Origin of the sequence: Streptomyces sp. NPDC015220 (genome assembly GCF_043079345.1) — a bacterium.
In the GTDB taxonomy this organism is placed as follows: domain Bacteria; phylum Actinomycetota; class Actinomycetes; order Streptomycetales; family Streptomycetaceae; genus Streptomyces.
The window spans coordinates 24,727-47,999 of record NZ_JBIBUK010000039.1 but is presented as its reverse complement, the minus strand read 5'-3'; the positions used below and the strand labels follow the sequence as shown (position 1 = coordinate 47,999).

The window sequence follows — 23,273 nt, the reverse complement described above, 5'->3', positions numbered from 1 at the left end:
TGGTGATCGAGGAGTACGTCGCGCCGCAGCGGCCCGAGGCACACGCGCCGGGGCTGATCGTGCTGTCCGCCCGGGACGAGACCCGGCTGCGCGAGTCGGCCGCGAACCTCCTCGCCCACCTGCGCGAACACCCGGTCACGCTGCCCGAGTTGGCGTACACCCTACAGGTCGGCCGGGAGGCCATGCGCTACCGGCTGGCTTTCCACGCGACCGACGTCGACGAGGTGCGTGCCCGGCTCGAGGCCTTCCTCGCCGGCCGCGCCGAGGGGCTGCACCAGGGCCAGGCCGACCGCGAGCGCCCCGTCGCGGCCGCGCTCGCGGACGAGGAGGATGCCGAGACCCTGCGCCGCTGGGTGCGGCGCGCCAAGTACGACCTCGTCCTGGAACTGTGGACGCAGGGCCTGGACTTCGACTGGGCCGCGCTCTACGAGGCCGGCACACCACGCCGGGCGGCCCTGCCGGCGTACCCGTTCGCGCGCGAGCGCCACTGGATCGACCAGGCCCCGGCGGCTGTGGCCGGCCCGAACGCCGCTTGGCTGCATCCGCTGGCCCAGCGCAACACCTCGGACTTCAGCGCGCAGCGCTACAGCGCCCGTCTCACCGGGGGCGAGTTCTTCCTGGCCGACCACGTCGTCCAGGGACGGCCGATGCTGCCCGGCGTCGCCGTCCTCGAGCTGGCCCGCGCCGCGGTCGAGCTGACCGTGCCCGACCGGGTGACCGCGCTGAACGACGTCGTATGGCTGCGGCCCTTCGTGCCCGCGCCCGGGCTCGACCTGAGCGTCGTGCTCGTCCCGGGGGAGGAGCGGATCGCCTTCGAGGTCCGGGGCGACGGGGTGCACGCGACCGGCGAGGTCGTCACCGGCGAGGCCGTGGCACCGGTGCCCGTCCACGACCGGCACGCTCTGCTCGCCCGGCTCGCCGCCGTACCCGTGGCACGCTGCTACGGGGCGCTGGCCGAGAGCGGCATCGCCTACGGGCCCGCGATGCGCGCCCTGGCCGAGGTCCACGTCGGCGACGGCGAGGTGCTCGCCCGGCTCCGCACCCCCGGGGACGCGGACGGGTTCGTCCTCCACCCGGCGGTGCTCGACGCCGCGCTGCACGCCGGCATCGCGCTCGACCTCACCGAGGGCCGGACGGCCGTGCCGTTCGCCGTGGACCGGGTCGAGCTGCTGGGCGCCTGCCCGGCCGAGCCCTGGGCCTGGCTGCGCCGCCGCCCCGGCGCCCCCGTGTTCGACGTCGACCTCTTCGACGACGAGGGACGGGTCTGCGTCCGGCTGGTCGGGGTGTCCGTCCGGCCGCTGGGGGACGAGCCGGACCGGACGCGGCCGGCCCCCGCCAAAGCGCCCGGCACCGCGACCGGCGACGCCGGCGCACGGGACGTGCAGACCGCCGGAGCCACCCCGCGGGCACCCGGACACGCCCGGGTGGTCCGCTACCTGACCTCCGTCGTGGCCGGCGAGGTGAAGCTCCCGGCGCACGAGCTGGCGGCCGACGTGCCGCTCTCCGAGCACGGGATCGAGTCCGTGATGGCACTCCAGATCATCCGTGGACTGGAGGGGGCCTTCGGGCCGCTGGACAAGACCCTGCTCTTCGAGCGGCGCACCGTCGACGCGCTCGCCGAGTACTTCCGTACCGAACACGCGGAGCGGCTCGCCGCCCTCCTGGGCGAGGACAGCCCGGCCGTCCGGCCCGCCGCCCCGCGGCCGTCGGCGGGCATGACCGGCGGCGTCGTCGCGGGGCACCAGCGCGGACGCTCCCTGGCGGCCGCGGCGCGCCCGGCGGAGCACCGCCAGGACGGGATGCGCCCGGACGACGTCGCGATCATCGGTGTCGCCGGGCGCTACCCGGGGGCGGCGACCCTGGACCAGTTCTGGGGGAACCTGCGGGCGGGTGTGGACAGCGTCACGGAGGTCCCGGCCGAGCGGTGGGATCCGCGGGCCACCGGCGGTGGCCGACGGGGCGGATTCCTCACGGACGTCGACAAGTTCGACGCGCTGTTCTTCCACATGTCGCCCGCCGACGCCGAACTGACCGATCCGCAGGAGCGGTTGTTCCTGGAGTGCGCCTACGCGACGCTCCAGGACGCCGGTTACACCCGGGCGCGCGCCGCGGCCCACGGCCGGGTCGGCGTGTTCGTCGGTGTGATGTACGAGGAGTACCAGCTCTTCGGCGCCCAGGCGCAGGCCCACGGCCGGGCACTGGCCGCCGGCGGGGTACCGGCCTCGATCGCCAACCGGGTGTCCTACGTCTGCGACTTCCACGGCCCGAGCGTGGCGGTGGACACGATGTGCTCGTCGTCGTTGACGGCGATCCACCTGGCGTGCCAGAGCCTGCTGCGCGGGGAGTCGGATCTCGCGCTGGCGGGTGGGGTGAACGTGTCGGTGCACCCGAACAAGTTCCTGATCCTTGAGCAGGGCGGGTTCCTGGGCGAGAGCGGCCGGTGCGCCGCGTTCGGTGCCGGCGGGGACGGCTATGTGCCGGGTGAGGGTGTCGGCGCGGTGCTGCTGAAGCCGTTGTCCCGGGCGGTCGCCGACGGTGACCGGATCCTCGGCGTGGTCAAGGGCAGCGCGGTCAACCACGGTGGCCGCACCAACGGGTACACCGTGCCCGACCCCGCCGCCCAGGCGGAGGTGATCCGCCGGGCCCTCGACGTCGCGGACGTCGACGCGAGGACGGTGAGCTACGTCGAGGCGCACGGGACGGGCACCTCCCTGGGCGACCCGATCGAGATCGCCGGGCTGGCCGGTGCGTTCGGGACCGGCCCCGAGAACCCGGTCGCGATCGGTTCGGTGAAGTCGAACATCGGCCACGCCGAAAGCGCCTCCGGCATCGCCGGACTCACCAAGATCCTGCTGCAGCTGCGGCACGGCGAGTTGGTGCCCTCGCTCCACGCCGAGGAGCTGAACCCGCACATCGACTTCACCTCCACGCCGTTCCGGGTGCAGCAGGAGCTCGCGCCCTGGCCGTCGACGGCGGGTGTGCCGCGCCGGGCCGGACTGTCCTCGTTCGGCGCCGGCGGGACCAATGCCCACCTGGTGATCGAGGAGTACCCGGAGCCGTCGCGGCGGCCTGAGGAGGACGCGCCGGGCCTGATCGTGCTCTCCGCGGCGGACGCGGAGCGCCTCACCGAGGTCGCGCGCGGGCTGCTGGACCACCTGCGGACCCGCTCGCCCCGCCTGGCCGACCTGGCGTACACCCTCCAGGTCGGCCGGGAGGAGATGACCGAACGCCTGGCCCTTCACGTCCGGAACATCGGCGAACTGCGCGACCGGCTGGCGGACTTCGTCGAGGGACGGCCGGGCGACCGGCACCGCGGCCGCGCCGGGCGGGACGGGGAGCTCGCCGCGCTGTTCGCCGGCGACGACGACGCCCGCGAGGCCGTGGCCGCGTGGATCGCCAAGGGCAAGCACGACCGCGTGCTGGCGGCCTGGGTGAACGGGCTGACCGTCGACTGGGAACTGCTGCACGTCGGGCGCTCCCCGCGCCGGATCGGGCTTCCCGGGTACCCGTTCGCCCGCGAGCGCCACTGGATCGAGCCCGGCGACCAGCCCGCCGCGCCGGCGGCGGGCGTCCATCCCCTGGTCCAGCGCAACGTCTCCACCCTGTGGCAGCAGCGCTTCGAGACCACGCTGACCGGCGCCGAGTTCTTCCTCGCCGGTCACCAGGTGGGCGGTCGGCGCATCTTGCCCGCGGCCGCCGCGCTGGAGATGGCGTACACCGCCGCACACCTGACGCTCGGTTCGCCGTCCGACGCCCAGCTGCGCCTCACCGGCGTGGTGTGGCAGCGCCCGGTGGACCCGGCGGAGGCCGGCGGCACCGTCACCGTGGCGATCGCCCTGGCAGCCGACACCGAGGACACGCTCGGCTTCACCGTCGTCGAGGCCGGCGACGAGGAGCGGCGCTTCGTCCAGGGCGGGGCGTACCTGCGCACACCCGAGCCCGCCCCGGTGCTCGACCTCCCGGCGCTGCTCGCCGACTGCACCCGGACCGTGCCCGCCGGCGAGGTGTACGACCGGTTCGCCCGCCTCGGCATCGCCTATGGCCCGGGGATGCGCGCGCTGCGGGAGCTGCGGGTCGGCACCGGGCAGGTCCTGGCCAGGGTGGCGCCGACCGGCCCGTCGGCCCGCACCCCGTACACCCTGCACCCGGCCCTGCTCGATGCGGCACTCCAGGCGGCCGCCGGTCTGCCCCCGCTGCCCGGCGCGGCCGGGACGGGGGGTGCCGCACTGCCGTTCGCACTCGACGAACTCGCCGTGCACGCGCCGCTGGACGGCGCGGCGTGGGTGTGGGTGCGCGGAAGCGAGGAGCGGACCGGCGCCGACGGGCAGGTCCTCGACCTCGACCTCTGCGACGACGACGGCCGGGTCCGGGTGGCCCTGCGGGGGCTGAGCCTGCGGGCCCCCGCCGGACCCGCCCTGCCCGCCGCCCCGGCCGGACCCGGCGAGGGCACGCTGCTGCTGGCCCCGGTGTGGCAGGAGGCGCCCGTGCGCGAGCGCGAACAGGGCGAGCGCCTGGTGTTCCTGACCCGGCGACACGCGGCGGTCCCGGTGCCCGGCGCTGGTCTCGTCCTGCTGGACGGCCGCGTCGAGGCGTACGAGGACGACGCGGCCCTGGTGCTGCGGGAACTGAAGCGCCTGACCGCGGACGGCGCCCCGAAGCCGACCCGGTGCCAGCTCGTCGTGCCCGAGGACGAGCTTCCGGTCGCCGGGCTGGCCGGCCTGCTGCTGTCCGCCGCCCAGGAGTACCCGGGGCTGGAGGTCCAGACGGTGGAGGTGCCCGCCGACGCCGACGCCGCGACGGTGACCGCGCGCCTGGACCGGTCGCTGCGGCTGCCGTCGGCGGCCCGGATACGCGACGGCCGGGTGGCCGGCTGGGCGGAGCTGCCCGATCGGGACGCGGCGGCGCCGTGGCGCGACGGCGGCGTCTATCTGGTCACCGGGGGCCGTGGCGGCATCGGGCGGCTGCTGGCCGCCGAGATCGTCCGGCAGGCGCCCGGCGCGACCGTCGTCCTGGTCGGTCGCTCACCCGCGTACGACCTGCCCGGCGAAGCCGGCGACCCACGGGTGAGGTACCGGCAGGCCGACGTCGCCGACTCCGCGGCCGTACGCCGGCTGGTCGCCGACGTGCTCGCCGAGCACGGCCGGCTGGACGGCGTCCTGCACGCCGCCGGGGTGCTCCGGGACGGCCTGCTGGCGCACAAGACGCCGGAGGACCTGGCCGCCGTCCTGGCGCCGAAGAGCGCCGGGGCCCGCAACCTCGACGAGGCGACCCGGGACCTCCCGCTGGACCTCTTCGCGCTGTTCTCCTCGGCCACCGGCTCCTTCGGCAACGTGGGCCAGGCCGACTACGCCGCCGCCAACGGCTTCCTCGACCGGTTCGCGGAGCACCGGGCCGCACTGGTCGCCCGCGGTGAGCGGCACGGCACCACCGTCTCGGTCGGCTGGCCGCTGTGGGCCGAGGGCGGCATGACCGTCGACGACGCGACCGTGGCGGCCCTGCGTGACATCGGCCTGACCCCGCTGACCACCGCCGACGGCATGCGCGCCCTCTACCGCGCGCTGGCCTCGGGCCGCAGCCACCTGGTGGCTCTCACCGGCCAACTCGCCCGACTGCGCGACCAGTTCGTCACCGCTCCGGTCGACCCGGCGGAGGTCGCCCGGATCCAGGCCGAACTCGGCGCCCTGGTGTCGCGCATCCTGCTCGTCGACGCGGCGGACCTCGATCCCGAGACGGAGCTGAACGACTACGGCTTCGAGCCGGTCACCCTCGCCGAGCTGGCCCGGCGGATCAACCTGGCCTTCGGGCTGGACGTCGGCACCGCCGAGCTGCTGGAGCACACCACGCTCGGGCGCCTCGCCCACCACCTCTGCGACACGTATCCCCACCTCGTCGGCCAGGCCGGCGGAGCCAAGGAGATGAACGATGGCAGCGCCTGACGACGACCTGAGGGAGAAGGTCCGGCAGTATGTCGCGGGCCGGCTCGCCACCGTGCTCAAACTGGCTCCGGAACGCATCGACGCCGCCGTACCGCTCAGCGAGTACGGCACCGACTCCGTCAAGGCCGTCGAGGTGACGCTGCTGCTGGAGCGGGACTTCGGACCGCTGCCGCGGACCCTGCTGTTCGAGTACCCGACGGTCGGCGAGCTGGCCGAGCGACTGCTCGGCACCGCCCGCGACCGGCTCACCGCCGTGATCGACGGGGTGTCCGCGGACGCCCCCCGACCGGTGGCGGACACCCCGCCCCGGCCGTCGGCACCGGCCCGGCGGGTGTCGGCCGACGGCCGCATCAGCCTGACCGGACACCGCCTCGCGCCCGCGCCCGAGCCGGCGCCCGCGGCTTCGGCGGCGGCCCCGGACGCCCCGGGCGACGGCCCGCTAGACATCGCGATCATCGGCGTGGCCGGCCGCTACCCCGGTGCGCGCGATCCCGAGGAGTTCTGGCAGAACCTGCGCGCCGGCCGGGACTGCGTCACCGAGGTCCCCGCGGACCGCTGGGACCACGGCGCCTACTACGACCCGCGCAAAGGCGAACCGGGCCGCACCTACAGCAAGTGGGGCGGATTCATCGATGGGGTCGACGAGTTCGACCCGCTGTTCTTCGCCATCTCGCCCCGCGAGGCCGAACTGCTCGACCCGCAGGAACGGCTCTTCCTGCAGTGCGCCTACGAGACCGTCGAGGACGCCGGCTACACCCGGGCCACCCTGCCGCGCACGGTGGGCGTGTTCGTCGGGGTGATGTACGAGGAGTACCAGCTGCACGCCGCACAGGACCAGCTGCGCGGCGGGCGCCACGCGGTGGGCGGCAACGCCTCGTCGGTCGCCAACCGGGTCTCGTACACGCTCGACCTGCGCGGGCCCAGCGTCGCGCTGGACACCATGTGCTCGTCCTCGCTGACCGCGCTCCACCTGGCCTGCCGCGCGATCCGCTCCGGCGAGTGCGACGCCGCGCTGGTCGGTGGCGTCAACGTGACGATCCACCCGAACAAGTACCTGATGCTGGCCCAGGGCCGGTTCGCGTCCAGCACCGGACGCTGTGCCAGCTTCGGCGCGGGCGGCGACGGCTACGTGCCCGCCGAGGGCGTGGGAGCCGTCCTGATCAGGCCGCTGGAGCAGGCCCTGGCCGCCGGCGACCGGATCCTCGGCGTCATCAAGGGCACCGCCGTCAACCACGGCGGCCGGGCCACGGGCTACACCGTGCCCAACCCGCAGGCGCAGGCCGACGTCATCACTCGCGCGCTGCGCCAGGCCGGCGCCGACCCTTCGAGCATCGGCTACGTCGAGGCCCACGGCACCGGTACGGAACTCGGCGACCCGATCGAACTGGCGGGCCTCACCCGGGCGTTCGGCGACCGGGCGGCCGGTGCGGGCCGGGTTGCGCTCGGCTCGGTGAAGTCCAGCATCGGGCACGCCGAGAGCGCCTCGGGCATCGCCGCGCTCACCAAGGTCCTGCTGCAGTTCCGGCACGGCGAACTGGTGCCGTCGCTCCACTCGGCCGAGCTGAACCCGCACATCGACTTCGACGCCACCCCGTTCCAGGTGCAGCGCGAACTCGCCCCGTGGCCGGCCGGCGAGCGGCCGCGCCGGGCCGGGATCTCCTCCTTCGGTGCGGGCGGGGCCAACGCGCACGTGATCGTCGAGGACCACCCGGCTCCGCCGCGCGGCGCTCCGCCGGGCCCGGAGCCCGCCCTGGTCGTGCTCTCCGCCCGGGACCGCGACCGTCTCGCCGACCAGGCCCGGCGACTGCTCACCGCGCTCAACGGATACACCGACGCCGACCTCGCCGACATCGCGTACACCCTGCAGACCGGCCGGGAGGCCTTGGAGGAGCGGCTCGGCTTCGTCGCGCACACCCTGGACGAGGTGCGCGAACGGTTGACCGGACATCTCAGCGGCGAGGAGAGCCCCGCCGCCGGCACCGGCGCCGGGCCGCTCGACCGCTGGCTCGCCGGGGAGCCCGTCGACTGGGCCGCCCTGTACACCGGGACGCCGCGGCGGCGGGTGGCCCTGCCGACCTACCCCTTCGCCCGGGAGCGCCACTGGGCGCCCGGCCCGGTGGACGCACCGGGCCCGCCTGTGACGGCGGGCACGGCCGGGGGAGCGGGCGTGGCCACGGCGCCGGGCAAGCCCGTGGCGTCGGGCACGGCTTCGGTACCGGCCGCGGCTTCGGTGGCGGGCGTGGTCCCGGCACTGGCCGCGGCTTCGGTACCGGGTGCGGTCTCGGCGCAGACCACGGTCTCGGGACCGGGTACGGCTTCGGCGGTGGGCGCGGTCCCGGGGCCGGCACCGGCCTCGGCACCGGCCTCGGCACCGGCCAGGACCCCGGACGGCCCGCTCAGGCTGCGGAACGAGTCTGGGGTGCAAGGTCTGCGGTTCGTCACCACGTTCACCGGTGCGGAGTACTTCCTCGCCGACCACCTGGTCGGCGGCGACCGTGTGCTGCCCGCCGCCGTCCAGCTCGAACTCGTTCGCGCCGCGGTGGAGCAGGCCGCGGGCCCGGGGGAGCGGGCGCTCCGGCTGACCGACGTGGCCTGGCCGCGACCGGTCACAGCCGGCCCCGCGCCCGTGGAGCTCGCCGTCGCGCTCACCCCGCGCACCGGCGAGGCGATCGGCCTGCGGGTCACCGTCGGCGGATCGCTGGTCTCGCTGGGCACCGCCCACGTCACCACCGCGCCCGCCGACCGCCCGGTCCTCGACCTCGCCGCCCTGCGCGCCGCCTGCGACCGCCGCATCCCGGCCGACCGCTGCTACGCGCTCCATGCCGCGGCCGGCATCGTGTACGGCCCGTCGATGCGCGCGGTCGAGGAGCTGGCCGTCGGTGACGGGCAGGTGCTCGCCCGCCTGCGGGCCCCCGCCTCCACCCGGGCGTCCGGCGGTCTGCACCCGGCGATCCTGGACGGCGCCCTGCACGCCGCCATCGGTCTCGCCGACGGCGGCGCCGACCGCGCAACCGTGCCCTTCGCGGTCGCCGAGGTGGAGATCCTCGCCCCGACGCCGGCCTCGGCCCACGCCCACATCCGTACCGGCGTCGCCCGCCCCGGCACCCTGGACATCGACGTCTGCGACGACGACGGCCGGGTCTGCGTCCGGCTGCGCGGCCTCGCGGTGGGTGTTCCGGAACCCGCCCGGACGGCCCCGGCCGACCAGCGCCTGCTGCGCCCCGTCTGGGCGGAACACACCCCCGCCGCGGCCGAAGGGCCGGAGCCCGCGACCGTACTGATCGTCGGTGGGACGGAGGAGCAGCGGCGGCTGCTGCGCGCCGCGCACCCGCGGGCCGACGTGCGTGTCCAGGACCTGGCCGACGTACGGGCCGAGCCGGGCGTCGACCACGTCTACTGGATCGCCCCCGTGGACGCCGCCGACGGCACCGAGACCGTCGTGCACTGCTTCCGGCTGGTGAAGGCGTTCCTGCGGGAGGGCTACGGGGACACCCCGCTCGGCTGGACCGTGATCACCCGGCAGACCCAGAAGGCCGCCCCGTCCGACACCGTGCACCCCGCCGCGGCGGGCGTGCACGGACTGACCGGCTCGCTCGCCAAGGAGCACCCGAGGTGGCGGGTGCGGCTGGTCGACCTCGCTCTGGAGGAGCCGTGGCCGGTGGACGCGCTGCGGACCCTGCCCGCGGACCCGCACGGCGCCACCCTGGCGTTCCGTGGCGGCCGCTGGTACCGGCAGGAGCTCCGCCCGCTCACGCTGCCCGCGCCGGCCCGGCCGCCCTACCGGCGCGGCGGCGTCTACGTGGTCGTCGGCGGCGCCGGCGGCATCGGCGAGGCCTGGACCGAGCACCTGGTGAGCCGGTACGCCGCGCAGATCGTGTGGATCGGCCGACGGCCGCTGGACGCGGCCATCGAGGAGCGCCTGGACAGGCTCGGCGGTCTCGGCCCCCGGCCCCTGTACATCTCCGCGGACGGCGCCGACGCCGCCGCGATGGACCGGGTCCGCCGCGACGTCGTCGCCCGGTTCGGCCGGGTGGACGGCGTCGTGGTGTCGGCCATCGTGCTGCGCGACCGGCTGCTGTTCTCGATGACCGAGGGCGACCTGCGGGCCGTGCTGCTCGCCAAGATCGCGGTCACCGAGGCCGTGTCGACCGCGTTCGCCGCCGAGCACCTCGACTTCCTGCTGTTCTTCTCCTCGCTGGTCGCCCACGCCCGCCCGCCGGGCCAGGGCAACTACGCCGCCGGCAGCACCTTCGAGGACGCCTACGCCGCCCGGCTCCGCCAGCAGCACGACTGGCCGGTCAAGGTCGTCGAGTGGGGCTACTGGGGCAGCGTGGGCGTGGTCGCCGACGACGCCCACCGCGCGCGCATGGCGAGCCTCGGGCAGGGCTCGATCGAGCCGCCGGAGGCGATGGACGTGGTGGAGCGCCTACTGGCAGGGCCGGAGGACCACATCGGGTTCATGAAGACCGCCACCGCCCCGGCCGCCGCACCGGACCCGACGGCCCAGGCCCCGGCCGCCGGATCCGGGAGCACGCTGCGGTCCGCCGCCGTCGCCCACCTCAAGCGGCTGGCCGGCGCCACGGTCAAGCTCGCGCCGGAACGGATCGACCCCGCCCGATCGCTGCGCGACTACGGCCTGGACTCCGTGATGTCCGTGGAACTCGCCGAGCGACTGCGCACCGTCGTCGAGGACATCGGCAGCACCTTCTTCTTCGAGCACACCAGCGTCGACGAGGTCGTCGACCACCTGCTGCGGACCCGCCCGGAGGGGCTGGCCCGGCTGGTGGGCGAGCGCGTGCCGGGCGAGCCCGCTCCGGCTCCCGAGGTCGCGCCGGACGCGGCCGCGCCGGCCCCCGCGGCGGCCCAACCGCCGGCCCCGGCTCCGACCCCGTCCCCGTCCCCGGCGTTGGCGCAGCGGTCCGCGCCGAGCCCCGGTGGCGGCACCGTCGACAACGCAGACACCGCAGACATCACGGACATCGCGGTGATCGGCCTCTCCGGCCGCTACCCCGGCGCCGCCGACGTCGACGCGTTCTGGGACAACCTGCTGGCCGGCCGCGCCCACATCGAGGAGATACCGGCCGAGCGCTGGGACTGGCGTAAGTACTACGACCCGGCCCGGGGCACGCGTGGGCGGATGTACAGCCGCTGGGGCGGCTTCCTCGCCGACGCGGACGCCTTCGACGCGGGCTTCTTCGGCATCTCGCCGGCCGAGGCCCGGCACATCGACCCGCAGGAGCGCGTGTTCCTGGAGGCGGTGCACGCCGCGATCGAGGACGCGGGCCACACCACGGCCACCCTGAGCCCGGACCGCCGGGTAGGCGTGTTCGTGGGTGCGATGAACGGAAACTACCCGAGCGGCGTGCGGTTCTGGTCGATCGCCAACCGGGTCTCGTTCCTGTTCGACCTGCGCGGTCCCAGCCTGGCCGTGGACAGCGCCTGCTCCTCCTCGTTGACCGCGATCCACCTCGCGGTGGAGAGCCTGCGCTCCGGCACCAGCGACTGCGCCGTCGCCGGCGGCGTCAACCTGATCGTCCACCCCGACCACTATGTCCGCCTCAGCGAGATGACCATGCTCTCCCCGGGCGAGCGCAGCGGTCCGTTCGGGGCGGGCGCGGACGGCTTCGTCGACGGCGAGGGCGTGGGCGTCGTCGTGCTCAAGCCGCTGGCCGCCGCCCTCGCCGACGGCGACCACATCCACGGCGTGATCAAGGGAACCTCCGTCAACGCCAACGGCCGCACCGGCGGTTACACCGTGCCCGGCCCGGTCGGCCAGGGCGCGGCCGTCGCCGACGCGCTGCGCCGGGCCGGTGTGCCGGCGCGCTCGGTCTCATACGTCGAGGCGCACGGGACGGGCACCGCGCTCGGCGACCCGATCGAGATCACCGGGCTCGCCCGGGCATTTCGGCAGGACACCGCGGACACCGGCTTCTGCGCGATCGGCTCGGTGAAGTCGAACATCGGCCACACCGAGAGCGCGTCCGGGATCGCCGGGCTGACCAAGGTGCTGCTGCAGCTGCGGCACCGCACGCTCGTGCCGTCCCTCAACGCCGAGCCCGCGAACCCGCACATCGACTTCTCCGCGACGCCGTTCACGGTGCAGCGGACGGCGGCTCCCTGGGAGCGGCCGGTGGTCGAAGTCGACGGCAGGCCGGTCGGCCATCCGCTGCGCGCCGGCGTCTCCTCCTTCGGCGCGGGCGGGGCGAACGCGCATCTGGTCGTCGAGGAGGCGCCCGAGCCGGCCCAGGCCGCCGGCCCGTCCGGCCCCCAGTTCATCGTGCTGTCCGCGCGGGACGAGGCAGGGCTGCGCGAACGCGCCCGGCGGCTGCTCGCCTTCGTCACCGCGGGCCACTGCCCGCCGGACCGGTTCTGGGACCTCGCCCACACCCTGCAGACCGGGCGGGAGGCGATGGCGGAGCGCCTCGCGTTTCGCGCGACCGGGGTCGACGAGCTGCGCGAGCAGCTGGCCTCCTTCGTGGACGGCCGGACCGGCGGATGGCTGCGCGGACGTATCGACCCCTACCGCGAGCGGCCGGACGACGTCCCGGCCGCCGAACAGCGGGGCTGGTCCCCGGAACGCGTCCTGGAGGCATGGGTGCGGGGCGTGCGGATCGACTGGACCTCGCTCCGGGACGGTCCGGCGCCCCGCCGGATGAGCCTGCCGACGTACCCGTTCGCCCGCGACCGGTACTGGATCGCCGCCGACGCGGACAGCCGCCCGCACCCGTTGCTCGGCCGCAGTGTCTCGACGTTGTGGGGGCCGCTCTACGAGTCGGCGTGGACCGGCGCGGAGTTCTTCCTCGCCGACCACCAGGTGCGCGGGGTGCGGGTGCTCCCCGCCGCCGCTCACCTCGAACTGGTCCGCGCCGCCGTCGCGCACGCCGCCGGAACGCCCGGGGCCGGGGTCGGCCTGCTCGACGTGGTCTGGGTCCGGCCGCTCGTCGCGGCCGAGCGCCCGGAGCCGGTACGGGTGGCCCTCACCCCGGGCGCGGACCGGGACACCGTCTCCTTCGAGGTGCGCTCCGCCGATGCCACCCGGGTCGTCTACTGCACCGGCCGGGCACGGCTGGACACCGGGCCCGAGCCGGTGCTCGACCTGGTGGCGGTCCGCGCGCGGTGCGCGCGAGGGCCGGTCGCCGGTGCGGTCTGCCGGGAGGCCTTCGCCGCCGCGGACATCGTGTACGGCCCCGGCATGCAGGCCTTGGACCAGGTGTGGACCGGGGTGGGCGAGGTGCTGGCGCGGCTGCGGCTGCCCGCGCGTCTGCGGGCAGGCCGGGGGGAGTTCTTCGCCCACCCGGCCATGGTCGACGCGGCGCTCCAGGCGATCGCCTCTCTCGGCGCGCCAGGTGGCGAACCGGGCGGCGCCGGGCTGCCGTTCGCCGTCGACCGGGCCGAGCTGCTGCGGCCGGTTCCGGCCGACGCCTGGGCGCACGTCCGGCCCCACCCGGGTACGGCCGCCTCGGTCGACGTCGACGTCTGCGACGAGCAGGGCCGGATCTGTGTCCGGCTGCAACGCCTGACGGTACGTCAACTACCCGCTCCGGTTCCGGCGGAGCAGGCCACGCCGGACCTGGACGCGCTGGCCGCGGACCTGCTGTGGGAACAGCTGCGCGCCACGGGCTGGTTCGCCGGACCGCACGTCGGCCTGGAGGGGCCGGACCAGGCCGCGCGCCTGCCGCGACACCTGCGCCTCTGGCTCGCGGAGAGCCTGCGGATCCTCGCCGAGCGGGGCCGGCTGACCCGCGACGACGGCCGGTACGCCGTCCCCGCCGGGCAGGACGGCCGACCGTCCGGCTGGTCCGCGTGGAACGCGGCGAAGGACGTCTGGGGCGACCGGCCCGCGGTCGCCGCGCAGGTCGAGCTGGTCGAGGCCGCCCTGCGTGGGCTGCCGGACCTGCTCGCCGGCCGGCGCCTGGCCCACGAGATCCTCTTCCCGGACTCCTCGATGGACCTGCTGCAGGCCCTCTACCAGGGCAACGAGGAGGCCAACAGCGCACTCGCCGACGCCCTGACCGGCCACGTCGAGCAGCGGCTCGCGGCCGACGCGGGGGCGCGGCTGCGCGTCCTGGAGGTCGGCGCGGGGACCGGCGGCACCAGCGCGGTGCTGTTCGACCGGCTGCGCCCGTACCGGAACGCCGTGGCCGAGTACCGCTACACGGACATCTCGGCCGGCTTCCTGCGGCACGCCCGGCAGAAGTTCGGCCCGGTGGCGCCGTCCCTGGAGTGCCAGGTGCTCGATATCGAGCGGGCGCCGGGCGAGCAGGGCGTCGAGACCGGGACGTACGACGTGGTGGTGGCCACCAACGTGCTGCACGCCACCCGGCGGATCGCCGGCACGCTCGGGCACGTCCGCCAACTGCTGCGGCCGGGCGGCGTGCTGCTGCTCAACGAGCTGACCCGCAACCGCCTGTGGCTCCACCTCACCTTCGGGCTCCTTCAGGGCTGGTGGGTGACCGAGGACCCGGAGCTGCGGGTGCAGGGCAGCCCGGTCCTCACCCCGGAGGGCTGGCGCGACGCGCTGACCGCCACCGGCTTCGCCACCGTCCACTTCCCGTTCGGCGTGACGGCCGACGTGGACCAGCACACCGTGGTGGCCACGGCCGACGGCGCGACCGCCGCCCCGGCCCGGCCGGACCCGGCCCTCGTGGCAGTGCCCGCCGCCGCGGCCGTCCCTCCCGCGCCGGCGCCCGGGCGCGCGGCGGGCGCGCTGGTCGAGGAACTGGCGGGGAGCCTGGCGGAGGTGCTGGAGATGCCCTCGGGCTCCATCGACCCGGATCGGCCGTTCGCCGAGCTGGGCCTGGACTCGATCTTCGCGGTGCAGTGGGCCAAGCTCATCGAGGAGCGCCTCGGCGTGGAGTTCACCGCCGCCCGCGTGTACGACTACCCGACCGTCCGCCTGCTGGCCGACTACCTCGAAGAGGAACTGGTGCCGCCCGCGCCCCCGGCGGCGGAGGAGTGCCGGTCCCTGGACGAGGTCCTGCGGCGGGTCGAGGAAGGAACCTTGGACATCGACACCGCTGAACGGTTGCTGAGCCGGCTGACCGGACCGGGCCGAGCCGACGAGGAGACGACCATGCCGGAACGGCGGGACAGCATATGACGACCAATCGGGACATCCTGGCCGCCCTGCGCTCGGGCGAGCTGAGCGTCGAGGCGGCGCGCAGCGCGCTGTCCTCGCCAGACAGTGCCGTTGCCGGCGCCGCTCGAGCCGTCGCCCCGGTGAGCGAGCCCACCGCCCCGGCGGACGGCGCCGTGGACCGGCCGGCCCAGCGCGGCGGCCGTCCGGAGCCGATCGCCGTCGTCGGCATGGCCGGGCGCTACCCGGGCGCGGCGAACCTGGACGCGTACTGGGCCAACCTGCGCGAGGGCCGGGACAGCGTCCGCGACATACCGGCCTCGCGCTGGGACGCCGACCGGAACTACGACCCGGCTGCCGGCTCCGGCGGCACCTACACCAAGGCGCTCGGCGCGCTCGACGACATCGAGTCCTTCGACCCGCTCTTCTTCGGTGTCTCCCCGGCCGAGGCCGAGGGCATGGACCCGCAGCAGCGCCTCTTCCTCCAGGAGGGCTACCGGGCCTTCGAGGACGCCGGCTACAGCCCCGAAGCGCTCAGCGGCACCCGGTGCGGCGTCTACCTCGGCCTCATGGGCAACGAGTACAGCCTGCTGCTGCAGCGTCACCGGGTGCCGACCGTGGGCATCCTGGGCAACAGCGCGGCTGTCGCGGCGGCCCGGCTGGCCTATCTGCTGAACCTGAAGGGGCCGGCCGTCCCGGTCGACACCGCGTGCTCCTCGTCCTTGGTCGCCGCCCATCTGGCCGGCCAGGCGCTGGCCGCCGGCGAGATCGACATGGCACTGGTCGGCGGGGCCAGCCTGTACCTCGTCGAGGAGACCTACGCCGGGATGTGCTCGGCCGGGATGCTCTCCCGGTCCGGTCGCAGCCGGGCGTTCGACGACGGCGCCGACGGCTTCGTGCCCGGCGAGGGCGTCGGCGCGTTGGTGCTCAAGCGGCTCTCCGACGCCGAGCGGGACGGCGACCGCGTCCACGGGCTGATCGTCGCCTCCGGCGTCAACCAGGACGGCACGACCAACGGCATCACCGCGCCCAGCGTGCGCAGCCAGATCGATCTGGAGCGCGCGGTCTACCGCCGGGCCGGCATCGACCCCCGCACGATCGACTACGTGGAGGCGCACGGCACCGGCACCAAGCTCGGCGACCCCATCGAACTGGAGGCGCTGACCACCGCCTTCCGCGAGTGGACCGACGACCGCGGGTTCTGCGCGATCGGCTCGGTCAAGACCAACATCGGACACACCTCGGCCGCGGCCGGCGTGGCGAGCCTGACCAAAGTCCTGCTGGGGATGCGGCACGGCGAGCTGGTACCGTCCCTGCACTTCGAACGGCCCAACGAACACTTCGACCTCGCGCGCTCGCCGTTCCGCGTCGTGACCGGCAACGAGCCGTGGCGGGCCGCCGAGGGGCGGCCGCGCCGGGCGGCCGTCAGCTCCTTCGGCATCAGCGGCACCAACGCACACCTGGTCATCGAGGAGTACCTGCCCCGCTCCGGACGGCCCGCCGGTGAGCGGCCGGCCACCGGGCAGCCCGCGCTGGTCGTGCTGTCGGCGCGCAACCGCGAGCGGCTGACCGCCTACGCGCGCGAACTGCTCACCTGGGTACGGGAACGGCCGGAGACCGACCTCGGCGACCTGGCGTACACGCTGCAGGTCGGCCGCGGCGCGATGGCCAGCAGGCTCGCGGTCGTCGCCGACTCGACGGAGCGGCTGGCCGAGCGGCTGGAGGACTTCCTGGCGGGGACGGCCGCCTCCGGCGTCCACACCGCCGACATCAAGGCCGGGGCGGGCGAGCTCGGCATCCTGAACGCGGACGAGGACGCCCGCGAGCTGATCGCGACCTGGGGCCGCAAGGGCAAGCTCGACCGGCTGGCGCAGGTCTGGGTCGCGGGCGCGGGCGTCGACTGGCGGCTGCTGCACCGCGCGACACCGGCGCGCCGGACCGATGCCCCGACCTACCCCTTCGACCGGGTGCGCTGCTGGTTCACGCCGTCCGCCCCGGAGCCGGACGCCACCCGCGCCGACGGCCTCCTGCTGCGCGGGCGCAACGCGTCCACGCTCTGGGCGCAGCGGTTCGAGGCGGAGTTCACCGGCGACGAGTTCTTCCTCGCCGGCCATCGGGTCCAGAGCGAGCCGACCCTGCCGGCGGTGGCCACCGTGGAGCTGGCCCAGGCCGCCGTGCTGGAGTCGGTCGTGGGCCGGGTCTCCTACGACGAACACGCCGTCCACCTGAGCCAGTTGGTGTGGCTGAGGCCGGTACGGGCGGGCGCCGGACCGGTCCGGGTGCGGATCGGGCTGACCCCCCGTGAGGACCAGCGTCTCGACGTCACCCTGTGCGACCCCGCCGATCCGGACATCGTCTACGGCCAGGGCGTCGCCCGGGTGCGCGAGCACGGCGGCGAGGGCGCCCCCCGGCTCGACCTCGACGCCCTGCGCGCCGCCTGCGACCCGGCCGGCCTGCCCGGTGGGGAGTGCTACGCGGCGTACGACGCGCTCGGCATCGTCTACGGCCCGGCCATGCGCGGCCTGTCCACCCTGTGGGTCGGCGACGGCGTCGCACTCGCCCGGCTCGACTTGCCCGCGGGCGGCACCGCCGCGCCGTACACGGCCCACCCCGGCCTGCTCGATGCCGCCCTGCAGGCCTGCATCGGCATCGCCGACGACGGCGGCCGGGGCGGCGCCGCCCTGCCGTTCTCCGTGGAGGAGGTCGAGATCCTCGGCCCGCTGGCCGAGCAGGCCTGGGCGGCCGTGCGCCGCCGCGACGGCGGGACCCGGTTCCGCACCTTCGACATCGACGTGTGCGACCCCGAGGGCACGCTCCGGGTCCGGCTGCGCGGGCTGAGCCTGCGCGCCGCCGCGCAGCCCGCGGCCGCGGCCGCGGTGGACGTGCGGGTGCTCGCCCCGGCCTGGACGGCCGCGGCGGCCGCGCCGGGCGCGGCCGAGCCGGAGACCACGCTGGTGTTCAGCGCTCTGGACCACCCGGCCACCGCCGGGCTCGGCGGCCGGGTGGTGGCCCTCGCCGGCGACGAGGGGACGCTGGACGAGCGGTTCCGCGCCGCCGGTGAGCGGATGCTGAAGCACGTGCGGCAGCTGCTCGACGAGCGGCCCTCGGGGCGGAGCCTGCTCCAGTTGGTGGTGCCGAGCGGAGAGCCGGGCCTGCTCGGCGGGCTCGGCGGACTGCTGCGCACGGTCCGGCTTGAGCACCCCGCCATCCGTGTCCAGGTGATCGAGGCCGACCCGGACACCGACGACCTGACGGGCCGGCTCGCCGCGGACGCCCGCACCTGCGACGAGGAGCTGCGCTACCGGGCCGGCCGCCGGGAGGCCATGGACTGGCGGCCGGTGCCCGCCGAGGGCCCGGCCCCCGCCCCGTGGACGGACGGCGTTTACCTGATCACCGGGGGAGCGGGCGGGCTCGGCGCGCTGCTCGCCGCGGAGATCGGCGCCCGGGCGCCGGGCGCCCGGATCGTCCTGGTCGGACGGTCCGCCCCCGCGACGGCTGACGACGTCCTGCGCTCGCTGGGCGAGGCCGGCGTGACCGTGGAGTACCGCTCCGCCGACGTCGGCGACGCGGCGGCCGTACACCGTCTGGTGGACGAGGTGCTCGCCGCGCACGGCCGGCTCGACGGGGTGATCCACGCCGCCGGCGTCCACCGGGACGCCCTGGTCCGGGCCAAGACCGCCGAGCAACTCGCCGAGGTGTTCGGCGCCAAGGTGTCCGGCGCGGTCAATCTGGACGAGGCGACGAGCGGCCTGCCGCTCGACCACTTCGTGCTGTTCTCCTCGCTCGCCGCCGTCGCCGGCAACATCGGCCAGGCGGACTACGCGGCGGCCAACGGGTTCCTCGACCGGTTCGCCGCCCACCGGGCGCGGCTGGCCGCCGAGGGGCTGCGGCAGGGCCGCACGGTGTCCGTGGACTGGCCGCTGTGGGCCGACGGCGGCATGCGGCTCGATGACCAGACGCTGGAGGCGCTCAACCGGCGGATGGGGCTGCGGCCGCTGCCCACCGAGGACGGCATGACCGCGCTCTACCGGGCCCTGGCCTCGGGTGAGCCGCAGGTGCTGGTGGTGGCCAAGGACGCGGTGCGGGTCACGGAGCCGGCGCGGACCTCGGCCCCGACGGCGGCGGCCGAAGCGACCGATGCGGCCGCCACCCCCGCGGCCCCCGACCGGAGCGCGGCCGACCTGCGGGCGCGTACGCTCGCCGACCTCGCCCGCATGGTGTCCGAGCTGCTCAAGGTCGACCTGGAGGAGATCGAGAGCGACGTCCCGCTCAACGACTACGGCTTCGACTCGATCATCTTCACCACCTTCGCCGCCCGCGTGAACGCGACGCTCGGGCTCGACCTGACCCCGCCGGTCTTCTTCGAGTACCCGACCCTCGACCGGCTGACGGACCATCTGGTCGAGAACCACGTCCCGGCCCTGGCGGCCGCCTACCCGGCCCCGGCCGACGCCGCTCCGGCGGCTCCGGCTCCGCTTCCGGCTGCTGAGCCGGCTTCGGCCCGGCCGGCCGCCGTGCTCCCGAAGCAGCGGGTCCACCGCCCCGAGCCGGCCCCGGCCCACGGCACCGCCGCGCCGGGCGGGTCGGAGCCGGTGGCGATCATCGGGATGAGCTGCGAGTTCCCGATGGCCCGCGACACCGACGAGTTCTGGGACAACCTGGTCAACGGCCGTGACTGCATCACGGAGATCCCGCTGGAGCGCTGGGACTGGCGGGCGCAGCTCGACGCCGACCCGACCGCCGCCGGGGCGCGCTGGGCGGGCACCATCGACGGCATCGCGGCCTTCGACCCGCTGTTCTTCGGCATCTCCCCGCGCGAGGCGGAGCTGATGGACCCGCAGCAGCGCCTGCTGATGACGCACGTCTGGCAGGTGCTGGAGGAGGCCGGCTACTCGGCCCGCGCGCTGGCCGGCTCGGACCTCGGCCTCTTCGTCGGCACGGTCAGCACCTACGGGCAGCTGATCGCGCAGGCCGGCCGGGCGTCCGAGGGCTACTCCTCGGCGGGCCTCGCCGCCTCGATGGGGCCCAACCGGATGAGCTACTTCCTGGACGTCCACGGGCCGAGCGAACCGGTGGAGACCACCTGCTCCAGCGCGCTGGTCGCGCTGCACCGCGCCGTCACCGCGCTCTCCCTCGGCCACTGCTCGATGGCGGTCGCCGGCGGCATCAACACCCTCACCGATCCCGGCATGCACGTCGGCTTCGCCAAGGAGGGCATGCTCAGCCCGGACGGCCGCTGCAAGACCTTCGCCGCCTCCGCCAACGGGTACGTGCGCGGCGAGGGCGTCGGCATGCTGCTGCTCAAGCGGCTGCGCGACGCCGAGCGGGACGGCGACCACATCCACGGAGTGGTCCGGGCCACCGCCGAGAACCACGGCGGCCGCGCCCAGGCACTCACCGCGCCCAACCCCAACGCCCAGACCGAGCTGCTGGTCACCGCCTACCGCCGGGCCGGGGTCGACCCCCGGTCGGTCGGGTACATCGAGGCGCACGGCACCGGCACCGCGCTCGGCGACCCGATCGAGACCAACGCGCTCAAGACGGCCTTCGGCAGGCTCTACGAGGGGGTCGGCGCGCCGCCCGCCGAGCGGCCGCACATCGGGCTGGCCTCGGTGAAGAGCAACATCGGCCACCTGGAGTTCGCGGCCGGCGTCGCCGGGGTCATCAAGGTCCTGCTGCAGCTGCGGCACCGCACGCTCGTCCGCGGCCTGCACGCCGAGGAGGTCAACCCGTACGTCCGGCTCGACGGCAGCCCGTTCCGCCTGATCCGCGAGAACGAGGAGTGGCCGGCGCCGCGGGACGAGCGGGGCCGCCCGCTGCCGCGCCTGGCCGGGGTCAGCTCGTTCGGCATCGGCGGCGTCAACGCCCACGTGGTGATCGAGGAGTACGTCCCGAGCGGACCGGACGCCGGTGCCGCCGCCCCGGCCGGGGCGCCGCAGGCGGTCGTCCTGTCGGCGAAGACCGCGGAGCAGCTCACCGCCCGGGCCCGCGACCTGCTGGCGTACCTCGACCACACCGCCGGCGTGGACCTGGCCGACCTCGCCCACACCCTGCAGACCGGCCGCGACGAGATGGAGTACCGGCTCGCGTTCGAGGTCCGCGACCTCGCCGAGCTGACCGGCCTGCTGCGCGGCCGGCTCGACGGCACCGCGGACGGTACCCGCGTCCACAGCGCCCGGACCCGGCCGCACCGAGCGGAGATCGCCCGGTTCACCGCCGAGGAGGGGCACCGCGAGCGCGTCGCCGAGTGGCTCCGGCAGCGGCGTTACGACCTCCTACTGGACCTGTGGACCAAGGGCCTCCCGGTGGACTGGGCGTCCGCGCACGAGGGTGTGCGCCGTCGGCTGAGCCTGCCGACCTACCCGTTCGCCCAGGACCGCTACTGGGTCACCCCGGCCGAACCGGTCGCCGAGGCACAGCCGCTGACCGCGCCCGCGCCGCAGGCGCCGCCCGCGCCCGCGCCCGCGCCGCAGGGCCAGGGGACGCCGGCCGCCGACCAGGGACGGCCCGTCCTGCTGCGGACCGTCTGGGAGCCGATTCCGGCGCCCGATGGCCGGCCGCAGACCGACGGCCGGGCCGTCGTGATCGGCGGATCACCGCGCCTGCGCGAGGAGTTGCGCGCGCTGCACGGCGACCTGACCGCCCTCGTGGCCGGGTCGGCCGACACCGTCGACGACCTGGCGGCACTGCTGCGCCCCCACGGTCCCGTCGACCACCTGTACTGGTACCTGCCCGAGGTGCCCGCCGAAACGCCGCTCGACGACGGCGTCATCGCCGCCCAGGAGGCCGGCGTCCTGACCGGGCTGCGCCTCGTCCAGGCGCTGCTCGCCACCGGCCACGGCGGCCGGGCGCTGACCTGGACGGCGGTCACGACGGGCGCCCTCAAGGTGGGTGCAGGCGATCCGGTGAGCCCCGCGCACGCGGGCATCCACGGTCTCCTCGGTGTGCTGGCGAAGGAGCAATCCGCCTGGTGCGTGAAGCTGGTGGACGTCGCGGCGGACTCCCGGCCGCCGGCCCGGCAACTGCTCGCGCTGCCCGCCGATCCGAACGGCGGCAGCGTCGCCCACCGCGGCGACGGCTGGTTCCGGCCGGTGCTGCTGCCGGTCACCGGGCTGCCCCAGAGCCCGCGGGCGTACCGCGACGGCGGGGTCTACCTCGTCGTCGGCGGGGCCGGCGGCATCGGCGAGGTGTGGACCGAGTACCTGCTTCGCACCTACGGCGCCAAGGTGGTGTGGGTGGGCAGGCGTGAGCCGGACGCCGCCATCGAGGCCAAGCTGGACCGGCTCGGCGGCCTCGGGCACCGGCCGGAGTACCTGCGGGCCGATGCCTCCGAGCTGGCCGACCTGCGCGAGGTGCGGGCCCAAGTCCTGCGCAGTCACGGCCGGTTGGACGGTGTGGTGCACGCCGCCGGGGTGAGCCGGGACCTGACCCTGGCGCGGATGACGGAGGAGCGGCTGCGTGCCGCGCTGGCCGCCAAGGTCGCGGTGAGCGTGCGGATCGCGCAGGTCTTCGGCGAGGACGACCTGGACTTCCTGCTGTACTTCTCGTCCTTCGCCACCAGCGCACGGCTGGCCGGGGACGGCGGGTACAGTGCGGGCAGCGTCTTCGAGGACGCCTCCGCGCAGTGGCTCGCTGCACGCGCCAAGGCCCCCGTGAAGGTGGTCGACTGGGGCTACTGGGGAGCCGTCGGCCTGGGCGACAACGAGAGCACCCGCGCGGTCATGGCGAGGATGGGGCAGAGCCCGATCGGCGCACCGGAGGCGATGGACGCCCTGGAGCGCCTGCTCGCCGGACCGTTGGACCAGGTGACGCTGCTGAAGACCACCTTCGACTGGCCGATGGGCGACACCGTCGCCGTCCAACCGGCCGCCGGAGACGTCCCGTTGCTCGGACGGCTGGCCGCCTCCGTCCGACCCGCGCCCCGTACTGCGGCCCCGAGGCCGGAACACCTGAACCAGGTCCTTCGTGATCTGGTCTCGGCCATACTCGACGTCGAACAGGGGGCCATAGACGGCGACACCGACCTCGGTGAGTGGGGATTCGACCGGGTCGCGTTCACACAGCTCGCGGACCGACTCGGGCAGGACCACGGGATCACCGTGGCCCCGGCCCTCTTCGACGAAGCCACCACGCTCGGTCAGATCGCGGACCGCCTGACGGAGGCGGTGCCCCGGCCCTGACCGACCCCGACAGCGCCCCAGGCGCGGACGCCGGCCGACGGCGTCCTCATCCATCCCTGCGGAAACCCGAGTTGAAGGATC

At 75.4% G+C, this 23,273-nt stretch carries 3 protein-coding genes; all 3 read left to right on the top strand.

What is annotated here, in order from left to right; genetic code table 11:
- Positions 1 to 59: 59 nt before the first annotated feature.
- Genes ACF061_RS37990 through ACF061_RS37980 form a run of 3 tightly spaced genes read left to right on the top strand, consistent with a single transcriptional unit; the run spans position 60 to position 23,192 of the window.
- Entirely contained in the window at positions 60 to 5,936 is a 5,877-nt protein-coding gene (locus tag ACF061_RS37990) for an SDR family NAD(P)-dependent oxidoreductase (RefSeq protein ID WP_392271587.1), read from the top strand.
- Positions 5,923 to 15,036 carry an SDR family NAD(P)-dependent oxidoreductase gene (locus ACF061_RS37985; protein ID WP_392271586.1) on the top strand — a complete coding sequence of 3,038 codons (9,114 nt, stop codon included), beginning with the start codon at positions 5,923 to 5,925 and terminating at the stop codon, positions 15,034 to 15,036. The genes ACF061_RS37990 and ACF061_RS37985 overlap by 14 nt, the downstream gene beginning before the upstream one ends.
- Entirely contained in the window at positions 15,033 to 23,192 is an 8,160-nt protein-coding gene (locus ACF061_RS37980) for an SDR family NAD(P)-dependent oxidoreductase (protein ID WP_392271585.1), read from the top strand. Before ACF061_RS37985 ends, ACF061_RS37980 begins: the two co-directional genes overlap by 4 nt.
- Positions 23,193 to 23,273 lie beyond the last annotated feature (81 nt).